We start from the raw sequence: 24,590 nt of genomic DNA on the forward strand, positions 1-24,590 counted from the left end.
CGGCATATGGCCAACACCTGGCAGGGGCAGTTTCCCCGGCAGAATTCCGCTGAGGACGGCTTTGAACGCACATCGCCAGTAACCGCCTTTCCACCNAACGGCTACGGGGTCCATGACATGATCGGCAACGTCTGGGAATGGACCGCCGACTGGTACTTGCCGCAGCACCAGGCCGATGCGCTAAAATCCTGCTGTATTCCGGAAAATCCCCGCGGGGGAAGCGAGACTGCAAGCTACGATCCGTGTCAGCCACAAATCAACNTTCCGCGCAAGGTTGTGAAGGGCGGCTCTCATCTGTGCGCACCGAACTATTGCCGTCGCTATCGTCCGGCAGCTCGCCATGCGCAACCGATCGACACGTCAATGAGCCATGTCGGGTTTCGGTGCATCGTTCGCCACGGAGAAAGTCTCGAGCAGCAAGGATTGGCAAGATAAATTAAGTATCCCAAACTACGGGAATCGAGCAGTCGGGTACACATCGATGGCCGGAAAGAGACCAAGCACCGACGGTGCTTGCCAGCGACTCCGATGACCAGAAGGGAACGTAGAAGAATATCGGCGGCTCGCGCTCCGACCATTGAAATGACATTCTCGCCAATCAGGCGCTTCAACTGCGCGAACTCCAGCGACTACCAATGTAACGGCCAGGAGGTCAGAAATGAGCGACCCAACTCTGCCGTCGTTCCGCTACCGCTTGGGACAGCAACCGCCGCGTACTGACTGTGGCGGACTTGTACGGTGTGCATCTGTTCGGCAGTTCCCAGTTAGCCAGGGCATTGCTGGTGCTTCTATGCGCCTACAACCCGGTTGTCTGCGCGAACTCCATTGGCACACGAATGCTGCCGAATTGGGTTACGTTGTGTCTGGCAATTGCCGCACCACAGTATTGAGCCCCGACGGAGCGGCGACCGATACATTCGGACCGGGCGACGTTTGGTATTTCCCCCGCGGCTGGGGTCATTCGATACTGGGGATCGGGCCAGGCGAGTGTCATTTCATTCTGATATTCGACAACGGCGCCTTTGCCGAGGAGCATACACTGAGTATCACCGACTGGTTGGCGCATACGTCGCCTGCAGTCATCTCACAGAGCCTTGGCCTCGGTTTGGAGTGGGTGGCAAAGCTTCCGAAGGGAGAGGCTTACTTCGCAGCGGGGCCCGTTCCTGATGACACCATCGCATGTGCTGCGCCGCAGGCGAAGCCGGCACCTTTGACAACGCATCGCTATCCATTGGGCGCCCAGCAGCCGCGGCGCGCGCCGGGCGGCGGCACGCAGTGGACGGTTACCGCGAATGAGTTTCCGATCTCGACCACATTGTCCGCCGCCGTGCTGGAGCTCGAGCCGGGAGCCATGCGTGAGCTTCACTGGCACCCCCACGCCGACGAGTGGCAATACTATCTTGAGGGTGCGGCTGAGATGGCTGTTTATTTGGGGAGGGCTCACACGGTAACCGAACAATTCGAGACGGGTGACGTCGGTTACGTGCCGATGGGGGCCGGGCACTACATCCGCAACACCGGTAGCGGAATCCTGCGCTTGCTGCTCGGATTCAACAACGGGCACTATCGTGCCCACGACCTCAACGCATGGCTAGCCTCGAATCCGCCCGATGTGTTGGCTACCAATTTAGGCCTGCCACGAACAGTCGCGAAAACGCTTCCCGAAGAGACGCACTTTATCGCGCAACCGCAGCGTAGCTAAGCAAGGTCGCTCGAAGTCGATTGACCTATATCAGCTTGCCCGTGGGTCAAGCGTGTTCCCGCTGCCCGAGGCGCATCCGTTCACGCTCCAGAGTTTGCTCCCGCAATGAATCGTAGATTGGCGGATCGCGCATCAGCGTTGGTATCAACATGGCCGTAAAGCAGGCCCCGAGCATCGGCAACAGCATTGTGACGTTTGCCGTCATCTCGACGACCAGGACGATGCCTGTTAGCGGCGCGCGTACAACGCCGACAAAAAAGGCCGCCATCCCGACAACAGCGAATCCTTCGGGTTGAATGTTCAGATCGGGAAACACCAGTTGGCAGAGCCGTCCAAGGAACAGTCCGAGTTGTGCCCCCAGTACAAGCATCGGTGCAAACAGCCCCCCGGGCGTTCCGGCCGCATATGATATGGCGCCGAGGCCAAGTCGGAATAGGAAAACAATTGGAAGTAGGGCAAAGATTTCTCTCCCCGCTAGAACGCGTTGCGTAATCGCATCGCCTCCGCCTACAAGGTCGGGCACGAACCAAGCCAGCACTCCGACCGCTGCTCCAATAAGCGCCGCGCGCAGCCCGCCCAGCCACCGGTTGAGTCGACCAATCGCGGCAATCGTTCCGAGCAGCAAGCGATTGTAGACAATCGCTGCAAAGCCAGCGGCCGCTCCCAGGATAAAGTAGAGCGGGCGTGTCGCCGCGCCCGCATAGGTCAACTCCTCAACATGAAAGTCTGCCGCATCACCAAGAAGCAAACGGGAGATCGAGATGGCGGTCGCCGACGCACCTAGCGCCGCAATTGCAACGCGTAGCTCGAATCGGCGCACCAATTCCTCCAGGACGAAAATGGCACCTGCGATCGGCGCGTTGAACGCAGTAGCGAGGCCTGCCCCTGCACCGGCGGCAAGCAGCACCCGACAGTCGGGCCAGTTGCATCGAAATACCTTGCCGACCAGATGCCCGATAGTCGCCGCCATCTGAACGGTTGGGCCCTCGCGGCCTAGCCTAGCGCCAGTCCTGCGCCGATCGCCAGAAGCCCACCAACAAACTTCACTGGTATGATTCGGAACGGTGCTTGCGGCAGTTGCCCGTCCAGGACCGCCTCGACGTGGGGGATGCCACTCCCTGATGCGTGGGGCGAAAAGCGGCTTACAAGCCAAGCCGCTATTGCCGCTACGGCGGCACAAACAATGCTGACGACCAAAAATCCTGCGAAAGCTTTCGAATGCGACCAGACTATGATGACATCGCGAAATCTGTCCGCCCACTGAAGCGAGAGCAGGAAGAGCGCGCCCACGAAACCTGAAGCCGCACCAACAATGAGTGCCAAAATGGCGAGCACGATTAGGCTGCCATGCTCGCCGTCTTGATCGCTTGCAAGTTTCTCGTCATTGGCCAAATTAAATTCCAAATTGGGGGAAGCCAGAGTTGAGAATTTACGACGGGTCACATCTCAAAGCACAAGCACGGAATGTCGCAATCGCGAGACTGCAGTCGACCCCGGCGCGCCATGTGGCGGTTGGAAGCCTGTCGGCCTGCTTCGAACAACTGTCGGTCATTGGCGATTGCCGTCGCCTTCGACGCCCAGGATCGAGATCTTCGCTCTCCTGATTTCGCCAGGAAAGGCGGGAGATACGTAACCGGTCGCCACCGCGACTTTTTGGCTGCCGTTCACCGCGTATGTGATCACCCCGCCGCCGATCGCGCCGCCGATCTTCTGGCCCCACAGCTTCTGCCCGGTCGCCGCGTCAAGCGCATAGAAATTGCCGCCCATGTCGCCGAAGAACACAAGGCCCCCGGCGGTCGGCGTCACGGCGCCCATGATCGGATAATTGGACTTCAGCCTCCACTTCCACACCCCTGTGTCGGCGTCGGTGGCGTGAAGCCATCCCGCCCAGACGCCGTCGGAGCGCGAGAACCTTCCGAACTCGTTGAACGGATTGAGGGACTTCTCTCCCGTCCACGGCTGCCCGAGCGGGGCAGCCGCAATTTCTTCCCCGGTCTGCAGCCTCACCGTCGTACACCACTCGACCTCGCCGGTGAGGATGAGATTGGTCAGAGAGTCGTAGGCCGGGCTGTTCCATTCCTCCCCGCCCGCGGCGCCCGGACAAAAATGGACGTCTTTGTCGACAGCGAAGGGCTCTTCCACATTCTCGATCCTCGTCACCGGCGTCCGGTACAAGAGCTTGTTGTCGGCAAGATCAAAGCCGTAAAGGTGTCCGTCCTTCGGCGCCACTGCCATGAGCCTCTTGCCGCCCATCGTCTTGATCACAGCCGGCGGGTTGGAGACGTCCCAGTCGTGCCAATCCCTGGGCACAAGCTGGAAATGGTTCTTGTAAGCGCCGGTCTTGGCGTCAAGCACAACGACGGAGCCGGTGAAGAGATTGTCCCCCTGGCGGACGCCATTAGCGTAGTCGGGCGCAGGATTGCCAACGGGCACATACAAGCGCCCAGAAGCCGGGTCCAAGGTCGTAGAAGTCCAGGCTCCGCCACCGCTGATCGGAGCACCCGGGATGTTCTTCCAGGTCGAAGTGTCGAGCGGCGAGGTGCCCTCGGGCCCGCGAACAGTATCGCCCTCGGTCTTGGGCACGAGGAAGAATTGCCACACAATCTTGCCGGTCTTGGCGTCGAGCGCGTACATGTGACCTTTGCCGCCCTTGAAGTCTCCGCCGGCGTTGCCGACGAAGACGAGGCCTTCCCAGGCGATCGGTGCCGCCGGCACGTCTTCGCCCTTTTTCGAGTCCCCGATCGTCGCCTCCCAGAGCCGCTTGCCGGTTTTGAATTCATAGGCCAGCACGCGCCCATCCTGTGTGCCACGGAACAACCTGCCGTCGAGGTAGGCCGCACCTCGATTCGTCGGCAGAATGTAGGCGGGATATTCCTCATGCGTGCGCCAGTTCTCGGCGCAGGTCGAGGGGTCGATCGAGAAAATATCGAATTCGGTGGTACCGATGAGCGCGCCCTCCACCATGATCAGGCCCGTCTCGAAGCTCGTCAATCGCCAGGTGTCGTAGGTACATAAGACCTTGAGCTTGGCGACGTTCTTCGTGTTGATCTGGCTGAGGTCGGAGAAGCGCTCGGAAGTCAGCGTTTTGTTGTAGCTCGGCCAGTCCGCGGCGGCAGGCGACGGAGGAGCCGCGGGCGCCGGAGCGCTCTTGTAATTTGCGTTCGTTTCCGTCGCGACGGAACCCGCAGGCGCAAAGAGCGACAGAATTTCGCCGCGCAACTCGCCGACGCCCACCTCGATTCCGGCCACGTCCGCAAGCGAGGAGGTGATCCCTCCGCCCGCCACTACCGCAAAGACCGCGATGCTGACGAGTCCGAGTCTGTGATTCATCTTCGTCTCCCCTTCTTTGTGTCGACTTACCTCACATCGGCGCAACCCCGGGCAGGAAATATTTCAGCGGCCAGCATTGCTAAACTTTGCGTTCCCCCTTCGCTGCAGATGCCGGTCCGCTTGTCGCGGCGTAGCCTGCACGCTGTCTGCCGCGAAACATCCAGTAAACGACAAACGTGTAGAGACCTATCACCGGCAACACGAATAGGCCGGCGCCCCAAAACAGAAACGAAAGCGAAGCCTGGGGCGCCGCCGCCGAGGCCACAGTCACGCTGTAAGGTATCATGTAGGGCCAGAACATCGTCGCTAGCGAGAGAAATGCGGCCACGAAGAGAACGACCGTCATCGCGAACGGCCATGAGTCCAGGCGTCGACGCGCTCCAACAAAAATACCGACGATCGCGATAAGACCGATCAGTGGAAAGACAAAGCCCCATGGGCGGTGCATGAAAAGGCTTCCGGTCATGCGGGCCCGATCAACGAACGCAGTGACAGTTGCAACGACCAAGATCCCGACGACCGCAGTGGCCAGCAGCGGTATGCGGTCGCGTGCCCAGTCGCGCAGCTGCGCGTCCTCGGATTTGAGGACCAGCCAGCCGGCGCCCAACAACGCATAGCCGAGCACGAGACCGATCCCACAAACGATCGAAAGCGCTGCAACCCAGTCGAACGTGCCTCCGGAATATTGGCCGTTCACGACAGGTATCCCGCGGATCATAGCTCCGACTGCGGCGCCCTGGACGAAGGCGGCCACGACAGAACCGAGAACGAAGCCTCGATCCCACAGCCCGCGAGCGGCACGAGCGCGGAACTCGAACGCGATGCCCCGGAATATCAATGCCAGCAGAAGCAGCAGCACAGGGATGTAGAAGGCTGCCAAAAACACTGCGTAGACCACCGGGAATGCGGCGAACAGCGACGCGCCTACCACGATCAGCCAAGTCTCGTTGCCATCCCAAAATGGAGAAATCGAAGCGATCATTTCGCTTCGCAATCTTGCGTCGTTTGTGGCGCCAAAAAGGATGCCGACGCCCAGATCGAAGCCATCCAGGATAACGTAGGCAAGAATTGCCACGCCGATCACAGCTACCCAGAACAGGGCCAATTCTGAGGGCTCCACAGCACTCATTGAGGCGCTTCTTTCGTGGCTTGCACCGCAACGGCCAGCGGCCGAGCCGGAGTCATTTTCGTCCGATCGGACACATCTTGCGCAGGACCGTCGCGCAAGAGGCGATAGATGTAGTACAACCCAAAAGCGTAAATGATGGAGTAGACTACGACGTAGCATGCGAGCGACAGAAGCACATCGCCCGTCTTTAGAGACGGCGTCACAGCATCCTTCGTACGCAGAAGGCCGTAAACCACCCAGGGTTGACGACCGACTTCGGCAGTAAACCACCCCGCCAGCACGGCGATGAAGCCGCTAGGAAAAGACAGGAATGTCGCCCAGAGGAACCAACGCGTGCTCTCCAGTGTGCCGCGCCAGCGGAGAAAGGCTCCGAACCAGGATACTGCCACCATGATCAGGCCCATGCCGACCATGACGCGAAACGCGAAGAAAGGAATGATCACCGGCGGACGGTCTTCCGGTGGGAACGCATCGAGCCCCCCCTCGCGGGCATCCCAGTTGCCGGAGGCGATGAAGCTGCCAAGTCTAGGTATCTCGAGCGCAAAGAGATTGCGCTCATGGCGTGGATCGGGAATGGCGATCAGCACTTCGCTTGCCGGCTGCTGAGTTTTCCAACGCGCTTCAATCGCGGCGAACTTGGCCGGTTGATAGTTGAGAACGTAGATGCCTGTCAGATGACCGAACACCATTTGGACGGGGATTACGACTGCAACGAACCCGAGCCCCCAGCGCAGCATGGCGCCCGCTTCCTGCACATCCTTTCCGCGTAGAAGGTACCAGGCGCCTGTGGCCGCGACGCACATACCGGTCGTCAGAAACGCAGCCAGCAGCATGTGCGGCCATCGAATCCGCATGATGGGCCCTGTAATGATCGCCCACCAGTCGCCCGGCACAATTCTGCCGTCGACAATGATATGGCCCAGAGGAACCTGCATCCAACTGTTGTTGGCCAGTATCCAGAACGAAGACAGCATCGTCCCGAGGGAGACCATGCAACAGGAGAGAAAATAGAACCAGGCCGGCACACTGTCTCGGCCGAGGAGCACGACGCCAAAAAATGTTGCTTCGAGCAGAAAAGCGGTGAAGGCCTCGTAGCCGAGCAACGGCCCCTGGATCGATCCGGTGCGCTCCGCCAATACGCTCCAGTTCGTGCCGAACTGGAAAGCCATGACAATGCCGCTCACCACGCCCATGCCGAACGATAAGGCAAATATCTTGAGCCAGAAGTCGAAGATGCGCCGGTAGAGGTGATTGCCAGTCAGCAGCCGCACGCCTTCGAGGGTTGTGAGCCAAGCGGCGAGCCCAATGGTGAAGGCCGGAAAAATGATATGGAAGCTGATGACAAACGCGAACTGCAGCCGCGACAGCAGAACCGGATCAAGCTCCATGACTAGGCTCCTCGTCTCACGGAGACGCTATCGAGGCGGCCTGGTACGATCTTGAATCACAATCCTCGACCGCTAGGCCGGGTGCATCACTCCACTGCACAATTTTTTGCCGTTCGTGCGCAGCTTCGTCGCGTCTATCCTCCAATCTCAGTTCGGCTCTTTTCACCAAGCCGAAGGCCTGATTCACCCCTCGCCTCACGATGCACCCCAGCATCGAAGAAGCATCCAATCGGCGCTATGCAAGTTCGGCTAATTTCCAAAATCGGTGGCCTCTGTGGAGTGGCCTCCGACGCTTATACAGGGCTCGAAACCGCGGTCCGGACGGCGGAACCCGCAAAACTCCTTCAACCAATTGTCGCTTTCACTACAAACTTGTCGTCGGGCGCTACCGAGACACCACTTTGAACTCAGAGCTCCCAACATTTTCAGAGCGGGATCCCAATCGATCACGGGAAGCCGCGACGCGGTTTGCCGACGCGCCGAATTCGCATAGTCCGCCCGACCAACAAATGCGACTCTGACAGAGTCCTGGGCGAGCTCGCAAAGTCCATCGGAACTGGTTCGTAGTAGGACGGTGTCCGCACGCAGTCGCCAACGGATTGGAAGGGCAGTGTGAGTGCAGGCGATGACCGCTGCCGATCACGAGGAACTGGGGCTGCTGGCCAAAGCGGTGATCGTGGTTGCCGTCGTGCTATTCGTCTCGGGCGTGTTGTGGCATGGCCTCACATTCAAAGCCCTTGAACAGTTTTGGCACGACCTGGTCGAGCGGCCGGACGGACCGATGCGATTTCGTTTTGTCCTGCAGCCACTGATGGCCACGATCGTCGCGATCCGCGACGGTCTTGAGGACGCTCGATCCGGTCGCTCGCCATATTTCGCAACCGTGCTGGGTGATCCGCAGCAGCGCATTGGACGGTTGCGGGAGGGAATGAACGCGACCGCCAGGATCATCGCTCTTGGGCTCGTAATGGACGTGATCTATCAGGCCATCGTGTTCAAGACGTTCTATCCGGATCAGGCCCTCGTCGTGGCGTTGGTGCTGGCGTTTGTACCTTATTTGATCATCCGCGGTGTGACTGCACGCATCTTGCGTGGTCAACCGTCCAGGTAAGTGGCGTCGCACAAACCATTGATAGAAGGATGTCGGAGCATGGCCGATACAGTCCCCACTGCCGATGCAGATCGGTTCACCGTCAAGGTGACATCTGACAGCCATTTCGGCTGGCTCCGCACCCGATTGAGCGTTGAACGAACGATGATGTCGTGGCTACGCACGGCGACTGCTTTGATCGGCTTCGGCTTCGCAATCGTTCAGTACTTCAATCATTTGCAACAGCTACCTGGGGCCCGTCCCGCGTACCTGCCGACCGCGCCGGAGTACCTGGGGCTTGGCCTGATTTCATGCGGCGTCGGCGCCCTTGTCGTCGCTATTTGGCAGTACGAGTTCACGGTTCGTTATCTGTGGAGCGGCATGTTCGAGCCGATTGCCGGAATGACAAGGGAGGGGAAGGAGGGGAAACACTCACCCGTCCTGGCGATCGCAATCGTTCTCATCTGCGTAGGCGTATTCGCCTTCTTCGCCGTACTCCTGCGTCTCACGTAGTCAGAGAAGCTCAAGTTCGCGACTGAAAAACACCAGAATAGTGAAAGGAGACGAATATGGCTAAACCAGGCAAGCCGAACATCCTTGTCATCTGGGGCGACGATATCGGCATCTCGAACCTAAGCTGCTATTCGCATGGAGTTATGGGCTACAAGACGCCCAACATCGACCGCATCGCCAAGGAAGGCATGATGTTCACCGACTCTTACGGCGAACAGTCCTGCACGGCGGGGCGCTCGTCCTTTATCACAGGACAGAGCGTCTATCGCACCGGCCTGTCCAAGGTTGGCATCCCCGGCGCGCCGATCGGAATGGAGGAGCACATCGTCACCGTCGCCGCGGCCCTCAAGAACCAGGGCTATGCGACCGGACAGTTCGGCAAGAACCATCTCGGCGACTTGAACCGCATGCTGCCGACCAACCACGGCTTCGATGAGTTCTTCGGCAATCTCTATCACCTCAACGCCGAGGAAGAGCCGGAGCTGCCCGACTACCCGAGCGAAACGGACTTCCCGAACTTCCGCAAACGATTCGGGCCGCGCGGGGTAATGCACTCCTGGGCGACCGACCGGGACGACCCGACCGAGGAGACGCGTTGGGGCAAGGTCGGCAAGCAGAAGGTCACCGACACTGGTCCGCTTACCAAGAAGCGGATGGAGACGTGCGACGATGAATTCGTGGCGGCGGCCAAGGAGTTCATGAAGAAGGCCAACGACGCAGGCAAGCCGTTTTTCGTCTGGCTCAACTTCACTCATATGCATCTCAAGACCCACCCCAAGCCCGAGAGCGTTGGACAGGCGGGACGCTGGCAGTCGCCCTACCACGACACCATGATCGATCACGACAAGAATGTTGGCCAGGCGCTCGACTATCTCGATGAGCTCGGGATCGCCGACAATACCTTTGTCATGTATTCGACCGACAACGGCCCGCATATGAACTCGTGGCCGGACGGCGCCATGACACCGTTCCGCAGCGAGAAGAACACCAACTGGGAAGGCGCGTTCCGCGTGCCGCTAGTTGCGCGCTGGCCTGGCAAGATCGCCCCGGGCCAGATCTCGAACGAGATCGTGCAGCACCACGACTGGTTCCCGACCTTCCTCGCGATGGCTGGCGATCCCGACGTCGTCGACAAGCTCAAGACCGGCTATAAGGCGATCGGCCGCACTTACAAGAACCACATCGACGGCTACAATCTCGTGCCCTACCTGACCGGTCAAGCCAAAGAGAGTCCGCGCAAGTTCTTTATGTATCTGAGCGACGACGGGGACGTGTTGGGCATGCGCTACGACAATTGGAAGGTCGTGTTCATGGAGCAGCGCTGCCATGGCACGCTGCAGGTTTGGGCGGAGCCGTTCACCCGGCTCAGGGTGCCAAAATTCTTCAATCTTCGCACCGACCCATATGAGCGCGCCGACCAGACATCCAACAGCTACTACGAATGGTTCATCGACCACATCTACATTCTGTACGGCGCACAGGCGCTCGCGGCGCAGTGGGCGGCGACCTTCAAGGACTTCCCGCCCATCCAGGCGCCCAACACCTTCACGCTCGATGAGGCGCTGAAGAAGATGCACGAAGCAGCATCCGGTATGCACTAGCGCCGATATCTTTGCGACAGGCGGCGAGCTCGGGCTCGCCGCCCACCTCACCAAGATCAGCCGAAGGCGTGGGCACAGAAACGGGGTGGAGCGGTAGGCATGCTGCGCTAACGCATGCGACAACCACGATCAGAGAAGCCGATGAATTTCGCCGGTTCTTGCGATCGGAGGCACTTCCCATATTCGGCCTGTCCGTCTTTTTAGCCGTATGCTGCGCCCCGCCTGACGCGCAGGGCCGAGCCATCGCAACAAAAGAGTGCCTCTTATGGATCTCGAAGATGTGACAAATTCGGCGGCACCCGATCGCGCCGAGGAAGTGCGCGCGTTCTACGAGAGCCATCCGTATCCGGCGCCGCTCCGCAGCCTCGACAAGCATCGCGAGCTCTATCGGAACCCGAACCGACGGCGCGCGCTCTCTTTTCTGCTGTGGCCGACGCAAGCTCAGCGAACAAGGCGGGAAATTCTGGTCGCCGGTTGTGGGACCTCGCAGGCCGCAGCCTACGCGATGCGCGAACCCGATGCGCACGTAACAGGCATCGACATCAGCGAGGCGAGCCTCCGCCACACGCGCGACCTTCAGCGAAAATACGACCTTCGAAACCTCGATCTCCATCGACTCGCCGTCGAAGACGTTGGTGAACTGGGCCAGGCGTTCGACGAGGTCGTCTGCACGGGCGTGCTTCACCACCTGTCCGACCCCGATGTCGGCCTTCGCGCGCTGCGCGGCGTCCTTGCACTCGGCGGCGCTCTGCATGTGATGGTCTACGCGACCTACGGGCGCGCGGGAATCTATATGATGCAGGACTATTGTCGCCTGCTCGGGGTCCTCGCTACGGACGAGGAGCTGCGAAGCCTCGGCGACCTGATCGGCGCACTCTCCGACGATCACCCGATCGCTGAAGTAGCGAGGCGGGCGAAGGATTTCCGACGGGCGAACGCGCTCGCCGACGCGCTGTTGCACCCACTTGATCGCGCCTATACGGTACCGCAGCTCTACGCCTGGCTCGAGAGATGCGGGCTCAAGTTCGGGCGGTGGTACGAGCAGGCGCCCTATTTGCCGCAATGCGGGGCGATCGCGGGCATGCCGCACGCCGCGCGTCTCCTCTCGCTGCCGCCGCCGTCCCAGCACGCCGCGGTGGAACTTTTGCGCGGGACCATGATCTGGCACAACTTCATCGCCTATCGCGACGATCGAGCCGGCGAGAGCCAGCCGGTTGCGTTCGATGGCGAGGCTTGGCGAGCCTACGTTCCCTTGCGCTTACCGTGGACGCTATACATCCGTGAGCGGCTACCCGCCGGCGCCGCCGCCGTTCTGATCAATCGGGCGCATGCCTATCCCGACCTCGCACTCCCGATCAATTCGGCCGAAGCGCGCATCTTCGCCGCCATCGACGGCAAGCGCACCATCGAGGAGATACTATGGAGCGCGGCGGGATCGGATGGAACCGAGCGAGCTTGCAGGTTCATCGAGCGGCTATGGGATTACGATCAGATCGTGTTCGATGCGGGCGGCTCGCGATGACATCCGCGGCCAGGGAGATGGCATCGACTTGACAGCGCCCATGCCTCACTTTGGGTTGGTTGCCCGAGTTAGTGCGTCGCTGCCAGCAAGGTTGCGCTATGCTGAAACACTTGCTCAATGAAGTCATCGGTCACGTTTCCGGTCTCAGCAATACGCAACTGGAACAAATTGAGCAGTCATTGCCGGCGACCAAGGCGCTGATCGATCTTCTCGTTAAGGCTCATCCGATCATCGAACAGGCGCAAACGCTCTATGCTGAAGCGGAGCCACTGATCGATCAAGCCAGGAAAGAGTGGCAAACCGTCGGACCAGTAGTGCAAATCTTGATTGATGTGATGTCACATCATCTCAACCAAGGCCGTTCGCCGGCGGAGGCCGCCGAGGCAGTGCGCGCGACGCTCGGCGGGTCAATAAACAACGTCGTACAGGATCGCGGGATGAACCAGGGAATGAACCACGTCACCGTGTTTGGGGGGACTGGTTTTATTGGTCGTCGCGTCGTGCGCTATTTGAGCGACTCCGGCGCTACGGTACGCATAGCTTCACGGCACCCTGCGCGGGCCGAGGGCGACAACGTGGAACAGATCGTCGCCGATGCACATGACGAGCGCGCCGTGGAAGCCGCCGTTGTGGGTGCCGACGGTGTCGTCAACGCAATTAGCCTATACGTCGAGCATGGAGGCGACACATTTCATTCGGTGCACGTCGAAGCGGCCGCAATGATCGCTAGAGTGGCGCGACGGGCCGGGACCAAACGGTTCGTGCACCTATCAGGAATAGGCGCTGCCGCCGCCTCGCCTTCACCCTATATTCGCAATCGCGGTGAAGGCGAGGCGGCCGTGCAAGCCGCATTCCCTGGCGCAGTTGTTATCCGCCCGGCGGTAATGTTCGGTGCCGACGACGCCTTTCTCACGACACTTCTTCGACTGCTTCGGACCCTGCCGGCTTATCCGCTATTCGGCGACGGCAGGACAAGGCTTCAGCCGGTGTACGTGGGCGATGTCGCCGCGGCGATCGCACAAGTCCTGCGGCAAACACAAAGGCCGTATCCCATCTACGAACTGGCCGGTCCGCGCGTTTACTCATACGAGGAATTGTTGCGGACCATTGCGCGAACCGCAGGATTGCGGCCGGTACTAGTGCGAATACCCTTTGCTCTCTGGGACGCCGTCGCCGGCTTCGCCGAGTTCCTGCCGCACCCGCCGCTCACGCGCAATCAGGTTGAGCTTATGCAGATCGACACGACGGCCTCGGAGAGCCGGCCTGGATTTGGCCAACTCGGAATTTCGCCGCGGTCGCTCGAAGAAGAACTCATAGCGATGCTCAATCGTACAAGCGAGGAAACTCAAAACGCAAAAGAGGCTCGTACCAGCTAGGGACTGAGGAGATTTCACTGCCGTATCACTCGACGGCATCAACGATGAACTGCTCGCCGTCGTAGACATTGCTCTGGTCATCCCTATCAGGAGCAGCCGGCGACAGCTGAGTGGTAATGCTTCGGGCGGCAGGCGGTAACCTGCCGCCTGCTTCACCACTCAAAGGCGCGGGCACTGAACGCGGCTTCGCTACCCCTCGACAACGCGCCAAAGCCAACTAGGGCGCCCTGCCCAATTTTTCGAGCAGAAGCTAGAAAACAAGTGGGAGCAGCCCGTCGTAGTCTCAGTTGATTCCGCTTTGTCTGGAGCTTGAGGTCGGCCGCCACGAAAGGTCGTCGGACCAAATGTAGATCGCGATCGCCGCTAAACACAACGCGATGCCGACCCAGAAGATCGGAGAGTGATGGGTCGCTCGGAGCTGGCTTCATTCCGTCCACCTCGTCGGCACTGGCGACTCGCCGCTCAAAGAATGCGCCACATTGATAGTGCAAACCGCCTGCATCAAAGCATATCGGGCAGCGGTTGGAATGGGTTTAACTTCCGACTTGGGTCACGAGGCGTGATAATTGCGGTGAGCATTTAGGCCAGCTCCTCTGCCTCCGAAAGGAGACGTCAGCGAGACCTGCTAGGTTGTCGTGACGGGCCATAACCGGCTGTGAGCAATCGCAGCAAAAAGAATGCGCGGCTGGAGCCTCCGGAACTGATCAGAAGTTGATCGGATAGAGCCAGTTGAACCAGGAGTGCGCGCGGATCGAGATCTTACGCAGCGCGGCCCACGCGCCATGTTCACCGCTTGTGTAGATCGCTGCGCTGCCTTGCGCCCCGATGGGAAACTTGGACTGGTCGGAATCGTCCAACAGGATCTTTACAGCGTACTGCCCTTGCGGGGCATTTGCAGGCGATGGCCCGAATTTAGGAATCTCGTCGCTCGGCAAATATTGTCCCACGCCGTTGGCGCGCCAGATGCTGTGGACTTTTCCGGCGAATATCTGACCAGGATAGAGGTCAAGCGCGACCTCGACGGATTGACCTGGCTGCACGTATTTCAGATTCTCCTGGTAGAAGGTCGCCAGCAAATAACGGTCGGCTTCTGCAATCAGGGCCGCGATTCCTCCGGCGCCGGGTGCCGGATACCATGCCAGAGCGAACCTGCAGGTTTACGATGCGGCCATCCTCCGGAGCGGTAAGCGTCGTGTTGTCCAAGTAGTACAGCGCTTGCTGGAGTTGCGCCTCCAAATTGGCGACTGACGTGTTGACGCCATCAATTTCGGATTGATACTGGAGCCGGGCGCGCTCGAGCTCGCCCGCCATCTCGTCCATGGTTGCTTCCGCGGTGGCCGCGCGCGTCTGCCACTGTATGACGTCCTCCTCGCGTGCCGCACCCTCCTGTGCAAGTTTGTCGAATAGGCCCTTCTGATAAGCGATGAAATCGTGCTCGAGTTTCGCTTTGAGCGCATTTTTGGTCGAGATTTCTACGTTGTTCCGCAACACCTTGACGTTTTGCTTGGCCGCGGCGAGCTGCGCTTCGGTCTGCCGGACCTGGTATTCGTATGGACGGCGGTCGAACTGGAATAGCGGCTGATCCTTTTTCACCATGGTATTTTCTTCGACCAGCACAGCCGTGACGGGAGTCGGATCAGGCAACCTCGGAATGAGCTGGATGGTGTGCTGAATGATCGTGGCATTCGCAGAAATGGGCGTAACGAATCGCAAACCGATGAGGAACACCACAAAGACGGGAGCCATGATGAAGATGAAGATGACGACCCAGGTGGGGCTGAGCCGTAGTAGCTTGAGCCTGAAGAAGACCAGCCAAAACACCGTAGCTTCGGCAATGAGAACGAGAATTGCCGCGGTCATGGCGTTGCGCTCCTGTCAGGGGGCTCCCCGGGTGGCGGAGGTGGGGATGGCTCCTTCCCGGCCAGCCGTGCGATCATTGCGTCCGTCGCACGTCGTTCTTCCTCGGGCATGTAGCGGATGTCGATCACGTCGGTGGGCTTAAGGGCCCAGATCAGCGCATAGACCCAGGGCACGACCCCCAAGAAGCCGAGCCAACCCAATGTAGTGACTGCATCTGCTTGCGGGTGATAGTGGGCGATGGCGATGCGGCCCGGAAGGCCCAGAATGATGATGATGGCGGCACGAAGAGCGATGAGAATGAGCAAGATCGCTAGAAAAGTAATGTAGTCCCAGAAGCCGATGTGAAACCCCAGCAACGCTTCCATGACGACCCTCCGACGGTTTCCGCCCGATCATCACGCGCGCTAAAGCTGCGTCACTGCAGACGCGCAACGACGGGCGGCTACCACTGCCTATCGAGCACCGGCTCGTCCGCCCAGTTGGCGCGGATGTAGAGCGAAGAGGCCGGTGACCCGGGGTCAGGCAGAACGCCATTCGTGGGTTTAGGCGGACGGTCCCGGATGCGCTATGCACTTTCGGCGGACCTAAACGCGTTTCGCGGGTGGTGCTGCATTAATAAATTCACGGCGCAGGATTCTATCCGTGTCGCTCCGATCCATATCGGCTGCGGGTCCAACAGCGGAACTCCAAGGCGACGCGCCGCGAGTCCGTTTGGCTCTGACATGTTGGAGCAGCGCAATCTCCCGGGGTCGCAATCGGTACGAGGAGGCAACTTTGTTGATCGCGACACCTGGTCGGGGCTCTCGCCTGCCGGAATCACATAGCAACGGGATCCGCCAGCAGGCAAACTATAGGCCCAACGCCGGTCGAAAAAGACGTCGATTACCAGCAGGACCAGGTCCATGCCCGCATGGTTCTTCGTGTCTCTGCAAGGCTATCGGATCGCGTGGCTGCCGCGCGACCTGATCGCGGGCCTTATGTTGGCTGCCATCGCCATTCCGGGACAGTTAGCGACCGCGCGGCTGGCGGGAATGCCGCCCGAGACTGGTCTTTACGCTTTTGCCGCCGGATCGCTTGCTTTTGCCGCCTTTGGGGCGAACCGCTTCATGTCGGTCGCCGCCGATTCTACCATTGCTCCAATTTTTGCCGGTGGGTTGGCATCCCTGACTGCCCCCGGCACTGAACGCTATTTCGAATTGGCGCCGCTACTCGCCCTGATGGTCGGCGCCATATTGCTCGCGATCGGCCTGTTCCGGGCTGGCTGGCTCGCGACGCTATTGTCCACCCCGGTGACGACAGGTTTCCTGGCGGGCATTTCCATCCACATAATCATAGGAGAGTTGCCGACGTTACTCGGTATCCCCCCGCCAGGGGGCCATATTCTCTCGCGCTTGATTCACATCCTGGGCCATCTGGGCGACACTAATCCCTATGCGCTCGCGCTGGGGGCCGGTGTCCTGATCGTGACTCTCGGCGCCGCGAGCATCAGTTCCAAAATTCCAGGCGCGTTTTTCGGCTTGCTCGGCGCCGGGGTCGCAGTGGCGCTGTTCAACCTCCAGAGCCGAGGTGTCAGCGTCTTGGGGCCATTGTCGGTCGCGCTTCCGCACCTAGCACTTCCACCTATGCCTGACAGCAACGAAATCGGCCATCTTGTACCGCTCGCACTCGTGGTCGCCATGGTTTGCATTATGCAGACCTCGGCAGTGGCAAGCACCTTTCCATCCGAAAAAGGCAGGCCGGACGATGTCAGCCGAGATTTTGCCGGCGTCGGCGCCGGTAGCATCATGACCGGGCTGATCGGATCGTTCGCCGTCGATGCGAGTCCGCCGAGCACGGCCATTGTCGTCGAATCCGGCGGACGTTCGCAAATCACCTCGATAACGGCTGTCGCGCTTATGATCGCGCTCGTCGTCTTAGCGGCAAAGCTGACGGCCTTTCTACCTCATGCCGCGCTCTCCGGTATTCTTGTCTATATCGCGCTAAAGATTTTCCGCCTCGGCGAGATGATCCGGATCTACCGCCAGGGCGGGTGGGAAATTCTGGTGGTCGCCGCGAGCGCCGCGCTGGTCGTAGCGCTGCCGATCGAAACCGGCATGCTGCTCGCTATTGCGCTGTCCTTCGTCAGCAGCCTTTACGCGGTTGCCCGACCCTATTGCGCGGAACTATCGCGGGTTCCAGGGAGCACGGTTTGGTGGCCGCCCGGGCGGGGCGAGCAGAGCGAGCACGAACCTGGCGTCGTCGTTTTCGCGGCTGGGGCACCGCTCACTTTCACCAACGCGCAATACATCAGCGACCAGATCACGGCCGCGCTTGCACGGTCGCCGGCACCGCCAAGGCTCTTGGTGATCGAGGCCAGCGGCATGATCGCCATCGACTATACCGGCTCGCAAATTCTGCAGCAGACTATTGCTCGGCTCAAATCCGACTCTATCGACGTCGCGATCGCCCGCTTGGCTGACGAACGAGCCACGGTCGAAGCGGAGCAGACGGGCTTGCTCGCAATCCTCGAACCTGGATGCATATTCAAATCCGTTGAGGATGCTGTCCGCCAGCTTGGTCCAAGTGCGAAAGGCGGAGCGCCTTAGGACTAATGGCTTTGCTGGAACTGATTTAGTTGCGCCGAGCCGCTCCGAGTGGGAAATGACCGATTGGCCATCGCAGTTGGCGCGAGTAGCCGTCACGTTGCTGTTCGGGCTCGTCGTCGCAGGCATCGCCTGGTACGGGATCTCTGCTGAAGAGCTGGCTCGCCTCTGGCGAAACATCACCGCGCGGCCGGGAGGCCCGATGACCTTCCGGTTCATGCTGCAGCCAACGATGGCCGCCATCGTGGCCCTGCGCGACGGCATCGGCGACGCGCGCCTCGGGCGATTACCCTATGCCGCCACGATCATTCGCGACTCCCGGGAGCGAGCCAGTCTGCTTTGGGAAGGCATCGTATCGACCGCCAGGATCCTGATCCTCGGCGTTGTGATGGACGTCGCATATCAGTGGTTTTTTTTCGATACGTTCCATCCAGCCGAGGCCGCGGTGATCACAATTTTTCTCGCTTTCGCTCCTTACGTTGTTCTAAGGGGCCCCATCAAGAGGATCGCGCGCCATTGGATTGAACAGCCGCCGTCCGACTGAGCGAGCTAGCCCTCAGAGCTGACGATAGTGGTGAGTTCGGATCCCAGACTCGCTGTCAACACTGAGCTTTTGGCCTCGCACCGGAATGTCTTTTCAGCGCACGCGCATGTCTACCGACGGCACATTGATGTGCCATCATCCCCATCTCCCTTATCAGCTTCGGCTTCGCATGCCGCACAGCCTGAATGCGTAACACAGCAAGGTTTCAGCGAGCAGAACTACTGCACAAGCCGAGCGCGCAGTCTTGCAAATTCGGCATCGCTGATCGCCCCTGCCTGTTTCAGCCTATTTTCGATTCCATCTGCGACGCTGAAACCAACTGCGCTCCTGAGTTCATCACGCGCATGCCGAGCTTGTTGCGCGTTACGCAGACGGACGCGCAACACGTGGGCTCCGCAGCCATTTGCCGTGTCACAATCCGTACATTGATTTAAGTCAAACAAGCCGACGTTGATCAGACGTTACGGCGCAGCTAGGATATGCCGCGAAATGAAGGTCGCCAAAATCGCATTGGGCTTTTGCGAAGCAAGGTCCTCCTGACGGTCGTCGTTTCTTTTTGGAACGAGCCCCAGTCATTGCTTTCTGTTTTCGGGAGGAGAACAGAATGGCATCCAGTAGAGTTTTCAGTCTTCACGATCCGTCAGCTTGTCGGGCGGCTTTTCCTACCGCCGATGTCGAGCTGTTTCCCTCAGCGAAGGGGAAATTCCATGCTGGCATCGCGCAAGTCGCCATGAATGCTATTTGGATCCATCGGATCCACATTTCGCTGCCTGAGATCAATACCGTTGCAGTCAAGCCTGGCCGCACCTCAATTGGCTTTCTCACCGAATGCAATTCATCATCGTTTACCAACTGCGGCCTGGAAGTTCAGCCCGGCGACATCGTAATGAACAGATCTGACGTCGTACATCAACGATCTGACGCGGACTTTCACTATGGCGCGGTGTCGCTCCCATCTGATGTTCTAGCCGCTGCCGCCGAGGCGATCGTCGGTCGTGAGTTGCCGGCAACATCTTACAACTGCATTACCCGCCCACCTTCTACATTGATGTGCCGACTGCTGAACTTGCACAAGATCATCGGGCAACTAGCTCATGACGTGCCGGACATTCTGGAGCATCCAGAAGTGACCCGAGCGCTAGAGACTGGGCTTACTCACGCCCTAGTAAGATGCCTCGCCGAAGGCCACTCCCTAGAGCAAACCGTAGTCGGCCGCCGTCACGACACCCTGGTAAGCCGGTTCGTAGAATTCCTGGAGGCAAATCCCGACCGGCCAATCTATCTATGCGAAATTTGCGCCGCCATCGGCGTCGCAGAGCGAACAATTCGCTCCTGCTGCGAAGAGCATCTCGGCATGGGGCCGATCCGCTATCTCACATTGCGTCGAATGCACCTGGTGCGGCGGGCGCTCCTGCATTCGGATCGGTCCAAGGCAACCGTCACCCGGATAGTCACCGACCATGGCTTTTGGGAGCTCGGGCGCTTCTCAGTTGCGTACCGCGCGCTGTTTGGAGAGTCTCCATCGGAGACATTGCGGCAGCCCACTCGGGGTGAGCATGGTCTTTCCCCCGCGGGATTGCTCGAGAATTGACTTGCTATCATGATCTCCAACGTCCGCGTCATTCGCATGAGTACCACCCGGCCGATCATTTTCTGGATTGCGACTTTCGCGGTTGCGACCACAATCGTCCTGTTGCTGCTGGCGCGTTAGTCGTTGCGCTCCTTCAACTTCGCTATCGGTACAAGCGGCCAAGTCGAACCAAGCGGCAACCGCCGCCGGTGATATGAGTTCCGGTGCTACTGCCATGAGGAATGCTGCTGGCATGGGCGCCTATCGTTCCTGCTGTTACAAAATGGGTATTCGGCCCTAAATGCCGGTCGTCTGCTGTGTTGAAAGATCGCCTCCCGCGGTTTTTCAATTGATCGCAGCACGACGAGATCGTCCTCCCCGTCTGCCGGACACGCATAGGCATCGGACCTGATAATTTACCTGCAATGTTCCGAAATCGCATAGTCGACAGCGACTAATCACTTGATCCTGCCATCTTCGGTGAGGTCCAGAAGCTTCAAGTGCTGGCAGGAGCTGTTCCGCCGGTTCGACGGGGCATCGCAAAATGACAGAAGGCGGCACACTCACTTTCAGTGATCCGGATGCTTACGCAGCCGCATTTGGCGACATACGTGTCAACCTCACGATAACAGGTGCCGGAGATTTCAAGGCACGACTGATACGTCTGAGCTTGAAAACACTTGAACTTTATTGGTGCTGGGAGGACCTGCCGCGTATCGCCTACATCGTCCTGCCCCCCGAACGGGTGTTTCTGTCTTTTGCAGTTGGTACGGCATCTCTCAATTGCAAGGGAATTGCTTTGCAGCACCGCGACTTCGTTTTGCACGGTCGTGAGCAACGCATGCATCAACAATCCAACGGTGCCTGCCAATGGGGGTTGATATCGTTATCGGTCGGGGAACTTGCGAGCTGCGCCAAGGCATTGACCGGACGTGAAATCCCCTTGCCGCACTCAAGCAGAATGCTCCGCCCTGCGCGCGAGGAATCATCGAGATTGCGCGGCCTTTTGAGGCAGGCCTGCCACGTTACGGAAGCCAAAAGAAAATTGATCCATCGCCCCGAGATTGCTAGAGCACTGGAGCAGGAATTGCTTCACGCCATCATCCATTGCCTGGCCGTCAACGAGGCGGACGACCATGCCAGGGCGAGACACCATCATGCCGCTGTCATGGTGCGTTTCGAAGAAGCACTAAGCAAACGTATTGATCAAAAGCTCAACATGCCTAGGCTCTGTACAGAGATCGGTGTACCCGAGCGAACGCTGCGGCTGTGCTGCGCCGAATTTCTCGGCGTAAGCCCCACACGTTACGTCACGTTGCGACGATTGAACAAAGTTCGTGCTGCGCTCCAGCGTGCCGATCCCTCGATCGTTACCGTCGCGGAGGTCGCCCGAAATCACCAATTTCTGGAGCTCGGTCGCTTTGCGGTGACGTATCGCACCACCTTTGGTGAGTCACCTTCCGTTACGCTGGAAAGCGATCGGTAAAAGTACGATCCGCCGGAACTGCATAGCGCGTCTAGAGCGTTTCGACCAACTTCTCCTTGCCGGACGAGATGCGGCATTAGTTTGTCAGCATGAAGCTCGACCTCCATCAATCGTGGCGCGCTTCTTCCTCTTGTCGGTAGCGTATTTCTCGCGCTGCCGTTTGTTGCGGATGCGTATCTTGAATTGCAGGTCGCGGAGGCGTCAGGTCCTCATCTGCACTGATCTGGTACAATTTATGAAAGGACCAAAAACATTCTTGTCGCGCGCCTAGATCACCGAGCGGTAGAGCTCCATCGTTGTAGGATTTACCAGCAACGATCAACGTTGCAGTGTTTCCAGACGACGTAAGGGTGAGCGGTACAGTAAGCTACGACGGGAACAAAATTGACACGAGGACTATGGTTGCCACCCAAAGGGTACGGCGGTAGGTATCCATAATACCCGCAATACGCGCTATGACGACGCGCGTCTGCCGATTGGATTGGTGCGAAAGACGAAACTGTAATTGCAGCCAGCGCGACAATTGCCGTTGTTGACTTAGACATAGCTCACTCCCCTTCGTGAAACGCGACGCGGTCTTATCACCTCCGTCGCGGGGCCCTCCCCCAAAGGCTAATGGCAGCGGCGAACGTCGCCCTACAAGATTACAGCAGGAATTTGTGGCCGGCGGAATGGGTCTCAGAGGTTAAGTTTCACGGCAGAAATCTAAGAGCTTCCATGTCTCAAATGGGGTCACGAGCCGCAATACTTGCGGTGAGCAAATCTAGTCGGCTCTGTCTCTGAAGCCGAGATTATCGAAGGGTCACACAGCCGGAGCACAGAACCGGACGTCGGGTTCAGCAGATGCGATTTCTGGCGGCGACCAAGGCTCGGCCGATTTAGCCGGCGCATCACTCAGGAAGTTGCTATCGGCCGAATTCGTATAGTCATGTGGGCCACCGACGATAAACTGAAAGACGCTGAACCCAATCGGCTGGAGCGCTCCGCTGCATTCGGGAAAGTGTAACCGAGCAGGCCGGTCGCGGGCAGCACTGAAATGGCTCATGGTTGGATTACCGAGGCGAACAGGGACCGGGCGAGCGCAGGCGTGCCGGCGCAAGCGATCGTGCATCGGGCGTTGTTCCCGCAGGCGTGGCCGTGGACGCTGGCGAGCGGCGTCGCCGATGGGATGTTCGCCGTGATCATCATAGGCGGCTGGCCGGGTAGTGTGGCCTCGGCGCTCGGCCTGCTCGTTGGCATCAATCTGTTCCTGGCCGGCCCGGCGCTGGTGATGACCGCGATTGCCTGTGGCTGCGTCGACGACACACCCGGACCGCGGGCAATGGCCGGCCGCGCGGCCTGACACCGTCCAGCAAATAGGAGTCGACCGTGGAAGCAATCGCAAAGCCCCATTTGCTTACTGCAGCTTTATCGAAGTTCCGGCGCATCGGATGTTTACTCGTGCTTTTCATGCTCCTCTGTTGCTCGACTGGGCAAAGCTACGGCGCCGATACTCTCGAATGTCCCGAAATCGGCTCGGGGTCGGTTCCCGATCTCAGCGGCGACGCTTCAGGCGGCGGCTTGTTCGCGACCGAGAACCGGGTTGACCTCGCCAACGAGATCAATGAGTCAATCAATAAACTGCAAATCGCTGACCCCAATATCTCATGGAGCGATGCGCAGAACGTCCTGGTCGCTGCCTATTGTCGTGTCGTCTCCCGCAAGCCCGGACTCGGCGCCGCCGAGAAATGGAGCCGCATGCGCCAGTTCGACGATGTTCTGGAACGGCAGATCGCGGCGAACATGATGCTGGCAGGAACGCTGATCATTGCCAATGTTCCTCTCCCTCCCGACGTCTATCGGGAGCTCAAGAGGCAAGCTGTTGTCTCCAGCCAGACGACGACCCAATTGATGACGGCCATCCTGACACGTGCAGCAGGAAAGTAGCCGCTGGTTGGACAGTAACGCGCCGGGTTCATCTCCCTTGGCATTTGAGCTTGGCGAGTTCGAGCAAGGCGGTTTCACCGGGTTGTCGATTTGGCTTTGTGTCAGATCTGCCGAAAGGGTTCATTTTTCGGCTCATACGGTGGCGCGCCAATGACGATCCTTGAATTTCTACGCTCGCACGCATTATCGCTGCCGTTGCTGGCAAGTTGTTCCGCGCCGCCTACGGCATGGGGCTGGAGGGCCTTGTCTCGAAGCATCGCGACCGACCTTACCAGGCGGGGCGATCAAAGCATTGGATCAAGATGCTATGGGGCGGGGCGGACGGCGAGGGTTTGTGGCACGCTCGGCGCTCTGTCCAAAGACACCAAAGGAGCGCCACATGTCGCAACCTTTTGAGGCGAGCAGNTCCCTCACCGCCCTCGAGCAGGATAGCACGATCATCGCCGTAATCGAGATGGCTCAATCGAAGTGGTTGGNAGCCGCGGTTGTTCCTGGCATCAAACGCCAGCCGCTCAAAANGCTCGATGCGGATGCGGAGTCGCTGTTGAAGCTCTTGCATCGTTGGCGCAAGGAGGCTGACCAGGCCGGGCATCCGATAAGGCGCGTCGTTGTCGCCTATGAGGCCGGACGCGATGGNTTTTGGCTGGCCCGCTNGCTGCGCATNCGCAGTGTTGAGGCTNANGTGATCCACCCTAATAGCATTGCGGTGCCACGCGAACATCGACGCGCAAAGACAGATCGCCTCGATACGGAACTGCTGCTGCGCGCCTTACTTGGATGGCTGCGNGGAGAGAAGCGTCACTGCAGCATGGTCGCGATCCCAACGATCGAAGAGGAGGATGCCAAACGGCCGAACCGTGAGCGAGACAGCCTCGTCACNGAGCAGACGCGGATCGGAAACCAAATCAAGGCGATCCTCACCCGCTTTGGCATTCGTAGGTTTCGGCTGAAATTGCGCAAAGCCGAGCAAC

The 24,590-nt window shown here is 59.3% G+C and carries 22 protein-coding genes; 14 read left to right on the forward strand and 8 right to left on the reverse strand.

Features of this window, described 5'->3' with window-relative positions; all coding sequences use genetic code 11:
- Together YUU_RS57695 and YUU_RS0142150 are read left to right on the forward strand one after the other, a co-directional pair.
- Positions 1-435 (forward strand): SUMF1/EgtB/PvdO family nonheme iron enzyme (locus YUU_RS57695; protein WP_156944845.1); only part of this gene is annotated, 435 nt, incomplete at its 5' end.
- A 223-nt stretch (positions 436-658) separates the two neighbouring features.
- Positions 659-1,702 carry a cupin domain-containing protein gene (locus tag YUU_RS0142150; RefSeq protein WP_027527597.1) on the forward strand — a complete coding sequence of 348 codons (1,044 nt, stop codon included), beginning with the start codon at positions 659-661 and terminating at the stop codon, positions 1,700-1,702.
- Positions 1,703-1,748: 46 nt separating this feature from the next.
- Here the strand turns inward: YUU_RS0142150 and YUU_RS53865 are convergent, their stop codons facing one another.
- The 5 genes from YUU_RS53865 to YUU_RS0142170 form a co-directional block, all read right to left on the reverse strand.
- Positions 1,749-2,672 (reverse strand): chloride channel protein, encoded by a 924-nt coding sequence (locus YUU_RS53865; protein ID WP_245288283.1) that lies wholly within the window; start codon positions 2,670-2,672, stop codon positions 1,749-1,751.
- Between the two features lie 23 nt (positions 2,673-2,695).
- Positions 2,696-3,094, reverse strand: coding sequence for a chloride channel protein (locus tag YUU_RS61970; protein WP_245288284.1), 399 nt, complete (start codon positions 3,092-3,094; stop codon positions 2,696-2,698).
- Positions 3,095-3,250: 156 nt separating this feature from the next.
- Entirely contained in the window at positions 3,251-5,032 is a 1,782-nt protein-coding gene (locus YUU_RS53870; RefSeq protein WP_051390208.1) for a PQQ-binding-like beta-propeller repeat protein, read from the reverse strand.
- Positions 5,033-5,111: 79 nt separating this feature from the next.
- Positions 5,112-6,137, reverse strand: a complete 1,026-nt coding sequence (gene cydB, locus YUU_RS53875; RefSeq protein WP_051390209.1) for a cytochrome d ubiquinol oxidase subunit II — start codon at positions 6,135-6,137, stop codon at positions 5,112-5,114.
- Between the two features lie 20 nt (positions 6,138-6,157).
- Positions 6,158-7,549, reverse strand: a complete 1,392-nt coding sequence (locus tag YUU_RS0142170) for a cytochrome ubiquinol oxidase subunit I (protein ID WP_027527598.1) — start codon at positions 7,547-7,549, stop codon at positions 6,158-6,160.
- Positions 7,550-8,174: 625 nt separating this feature from the next.
- On the opposite strand from YUU_RS0142170, the gene YUU_RS53880 reads away from it, so the two are divergent.
- The 5 genes from YUU_RS53880 to YUU_RS53885 all read left to right on the forward strand — a co-directional run bounded on the left by YUU_RS53880 (position 8,175) and on the right by YUU_RS53885 (position 13,651).
- On the forward strand, positions 8,175-8,660 hold the full coding sequence (locus YUU_RS53880) for a hypothetical protein (RefSeq protein ID WP_027527599.1): 486 nt from the start codon (positions 8,175-8,177) through the stop codon (positions 8,658-8,660).
- A 39-nt stretch (positions 8,661-8,699) separates the two neighbouring features.
- Positions 8,700-9,152 carry a YidH family protein gene (locus YUU_RS0142180; RefSeq protein ID WP_027527600.1) on the forward strand — a complete coding sequence of 151 codons (453 nt, stop codon included), beginning with the start codon at positions 8,700-8,702 and terminating at the stop codon, positions 9,150-9,152.
- A gap of 56 nt (positions 9,153-9,208) precedes the next feature.
- Positions 9,209-10,753: an arylsulfatase gene (locus tag YUU_RS0142185; protein ID WP_027527601.1), complete on the forward strand. Its 1,545-nt coding sequence runs from the start codon at positions 9,209-9,211 to the stop codon at positions 10,751-10,753.
- 265 nt (positions 10,754-11,018) lie between these two features.
- On the forward strand, positions 11,019-12,275 hold the full coding sequence (locus YUU_RS0142190) for a bifunctional 2-polyprenyl-6-hydroxyphenol methylase/3-demethylubiquinol 3-O-methyltransferase UbiG (RefSeq protein WP_051390210.1): 1,257 nt from the start codon (positions 11,019-11,021) through the stop codon (positions 12,273-12,275).
- Positions 12,276-12,373: 98 nt separating this feature from the next.
- Positions 12,374-13,651, forward strand: coding sequence for an NAD-dependent epimerase/dehydratase family protein (locus tag YUU_RS53885; protein WP_245288285.1), 1,278 nt, complete (start codon positions 12,374-12,376; stop codon positions 13,649-13,651).
- Between the two features lie 704 nt (positions 13,652-14,355).
- Here the strand turns inward: YUU_RS53885 and YUU_RS60675 are convergent.
- The 3 genes from YUU_RS60675 to YUU_RS53895 are packed head-to-tail and all read right to left on the reverse strand — an operon-like array spanning position 14,356 to position 15,876.
- Positions 14,356-14,727, reverse strand: a complete 372-nt coding sequence (locus YUU_RS60675; RefSeq protein ID WP_198031942.1) for a hypothetical protein — start codon at positions 14,725-14,727, stop codon at positions 14,356-14,358.
- A complete protein-coding gene (locus YUU_RS53890) occupies positions 14,657-15,511 on the reverse strand; it encodes an HlyD family secretion protein (RefSeq protein WP_198031943.1) in 855 nt (284 codons plus the stop codon). The genes YUU_RS60675 and YUU_RS53890 overlap by 71 nt, the downstream gene beginning before the upstream one ends.
- Positions 15,508-15,876 (reverse strand): DUF3302 domain-containing protein, encoded by a 369-nt coding sequence (locus YUU_RS53895; RefSeq protein WP_051390211.1) that lies wholly within the window; start codon positions 15,874-15,876, stop codon positions 15,508-15,510. Before YUU_RS53895 ends, YUU_RS53890 begins: the two co-directional genes overlap by 4 nt.
- 537 nt (positions 15,877-16,413) lie before the next feature.
- On the opposite strand from YUU_RS53895, the gene YUU_RS0142210 reads away from it, so the two are divergent.
- The 7 genes from YUU_RS0142210 to YUU_RS61975 all read left to right on the forward strand — a co-directional run.
- Positions 16,414-18,096: a SulP family inorganic anion transporter gene (locus YUU_RS0142210; protein WP_027527603.1), complete on the forward strand. Its 1,683-nt coding sequence runs from the start codon at positions 16,414-16,416 to the stop codon at positions 18,094-18,096.
- 55 nt (positions 18,097-18,151) lie between these two features.
- Positions 18,152-18,637: a hypothetical protein gene (locus YUU_RS0142215; RefSeq protein WP_027527604.1), complete on the forward strand. Its 486-nt coding sequence runs from the start codon at positions 18,152-18,154 to the stop codon at positions 18,635-18,637.
- A gap of 604 nt (positions 18,638-19,241) precedes the next feature.
- Entirely contained in the window at positions 19,242-20,228 is a 987-nt protein-coding gene (locus YUU_RS57700) for a helix-turn-helix domain-containing protein (RefSeq protein ID WP_084801879.1), read from the forward strand.
- Positions 20,229-20,751: 523 nt separating this feature from the next.
- The gene (locus tag YUU_RS0142230) at positions 20,752-21,693 is read left to right on the forward strand and encodes a helix-turn-helix domain-containing protein (RefSeq protein ID WP_027527606.1); all 942 of its coding nucleotides are present in this window, start codon (positions 20,752-20,754) and stop codon (positions 21,691-21,693) included.
- Positions 21,694-22,729: 1,036 nt separating this feature from the next.
- Entirely contained in the window at positions 22,730-23,035 is a 306-nt protein-coding gene (locus YUU_RS0142235) for a hypothetical protein (RefSeq protein ID WP_035664857.1), read from the forward strand.
- Positions 23,036-23,061: 26 nt separating this feature from the next.
- A complete protein-coding gene (locus tag YUU_RS0142240; RefSeq protein ID WP_156944846.1) occupies positions 23,062-23,619 on the forward strand; it encodes a hypothetical protein in 558 nt (185 codons plus the stop codon).
- A 379-nt stretch (positions 23,620-23,998) separates the two neighbouring features.
- Positions 23,999-24,590: transposase (locus tag YUU_RS61975; RefSeq protein ID WP_156944847.1), on the forward strand; the 592-nt coding region annotated here is incomplete at its 3' end.

This window comes from Bradyrhizobium sp. Ec3.3 (assembly GCF_000472925.1).
Classification (GTDB): domain Bacteria; phylum Pseudomonadota; class Alphaproteobacteria; order Rhizobiales; family Xanthobacteraceae; genus Bradyrhizobium.

Bases quoted from the DNA above. Each gene is read 5' to 3' on its own strand.
- YUU_RS0142150 (WP_027527597.1), top strand. From the start codon at position 659: ATGAGCGACCCAACTCTGCCGTCGTTCCGCTACCGCTTGGGACAGCAA.
- YUU_RS53870 (WP_051390208.1), bottom strand. From the start codon at position 5,032: ATGAATCACAGACTCGGACTCGTCAGCATCGCGGTCTTTGCGGTAGTG.
- YUU_RS0142210 (WP_027527603.1), top strand. From the start codon at position 16,414: ATGCCCGCATGGTTCTTCGTGTCTCTGCAAGGCTATCGGATCGCGTGG.
- YUU_RS57700 (WP_084801879.1), top strand. From the start codon at position 19,242: ATGGCATCCAGTAGAGTTTTCAGTCTTCACGATCCGTCAGCTTGTCGG.
- YUU_RS0142235 (WP_035664857.1), top strand. From the start codon at position 22,730: ATGGCTCATGGTTGGATTACCGAGGCGAACAGGGACCGGGCGAGCGCA.
- YUU_RS53880 (WP_027527599.1), top strand. From the start codon at position 8,175: ATGACCGCTGCCGATCACGAGGAACTGGGGCTGCTGGCCAAAGCGGTG.
- YUU_RS53865 (WP_245288283.1), bottom strand. From the start codon at position 2,672: ATGGCGGCGACTATCGGGCATCTGGTCGGCAAGGTATTTCGATGCAAC.
- YUU_RS0142215 (WP_027527604.1), top strand. From the start codon at position 18,152: ATGACCGATTGGCCATCGCAGTTGGCGCGAGTAGCCGTCACGTTGCTG.
- YUU_RS53895 (WP_051390211.1), bottom strand. From the start codon at position 15,876: ATGGAAGCGTTGCTGGGGTTTCACATCGGCTTCTGGGACTACATTACT.
- YUU_RS0142180 (WP_027527600.1), top strand. From the start codon at position 8,700: ATGGCCGATACAGTCCCCACTGCCGATGCAGATCGGTTCACCGTCAAG.
- YUU_RS53890 (WP_198031943.1), bottom strand. From the start codon at position 15,511: ATGACCGCGGCAATTCTCGTTCTCATTGCCGAAGCTACGGTGTTTTGG.
- YUU_RS0142170 (WP_027527598.1), bottom strand. From the start codon at position 7,549: ATGGAGCTTGATCCGGTTCTGCTGTCGCGGCTGCAGTTCGCGTTTGTC.
- YUU_RS53885 (WP_245288285.1), top strand. From the start codon at position 12,374: ATGCTGAAACACTTGCTCAATGAAGTCATCGGTCACGTTTCCGGTCTC.
- YUU_RS0142230 (WP_027527606.1), top strand. From the start codon at position 20,752: ATGACAGAAGGCGGCACACTCACTTTCAGTGATCCGGATGCTTACGCA.
- YUU_RS0142190 (WP_051390210.1), top strand. From the start codon at position 11,019: ATGGATCTCGAAGATGTGACAAATTCGGCGGCACCCGATCGCGCCGAG.
- YUU_RS0142185 (WP_027527601.1), top strand. From the start codon at position 9,209: ATGGCTAAACCAGGCAAGCCGAACATCCTTGTCATCTGGGGCGACGAT.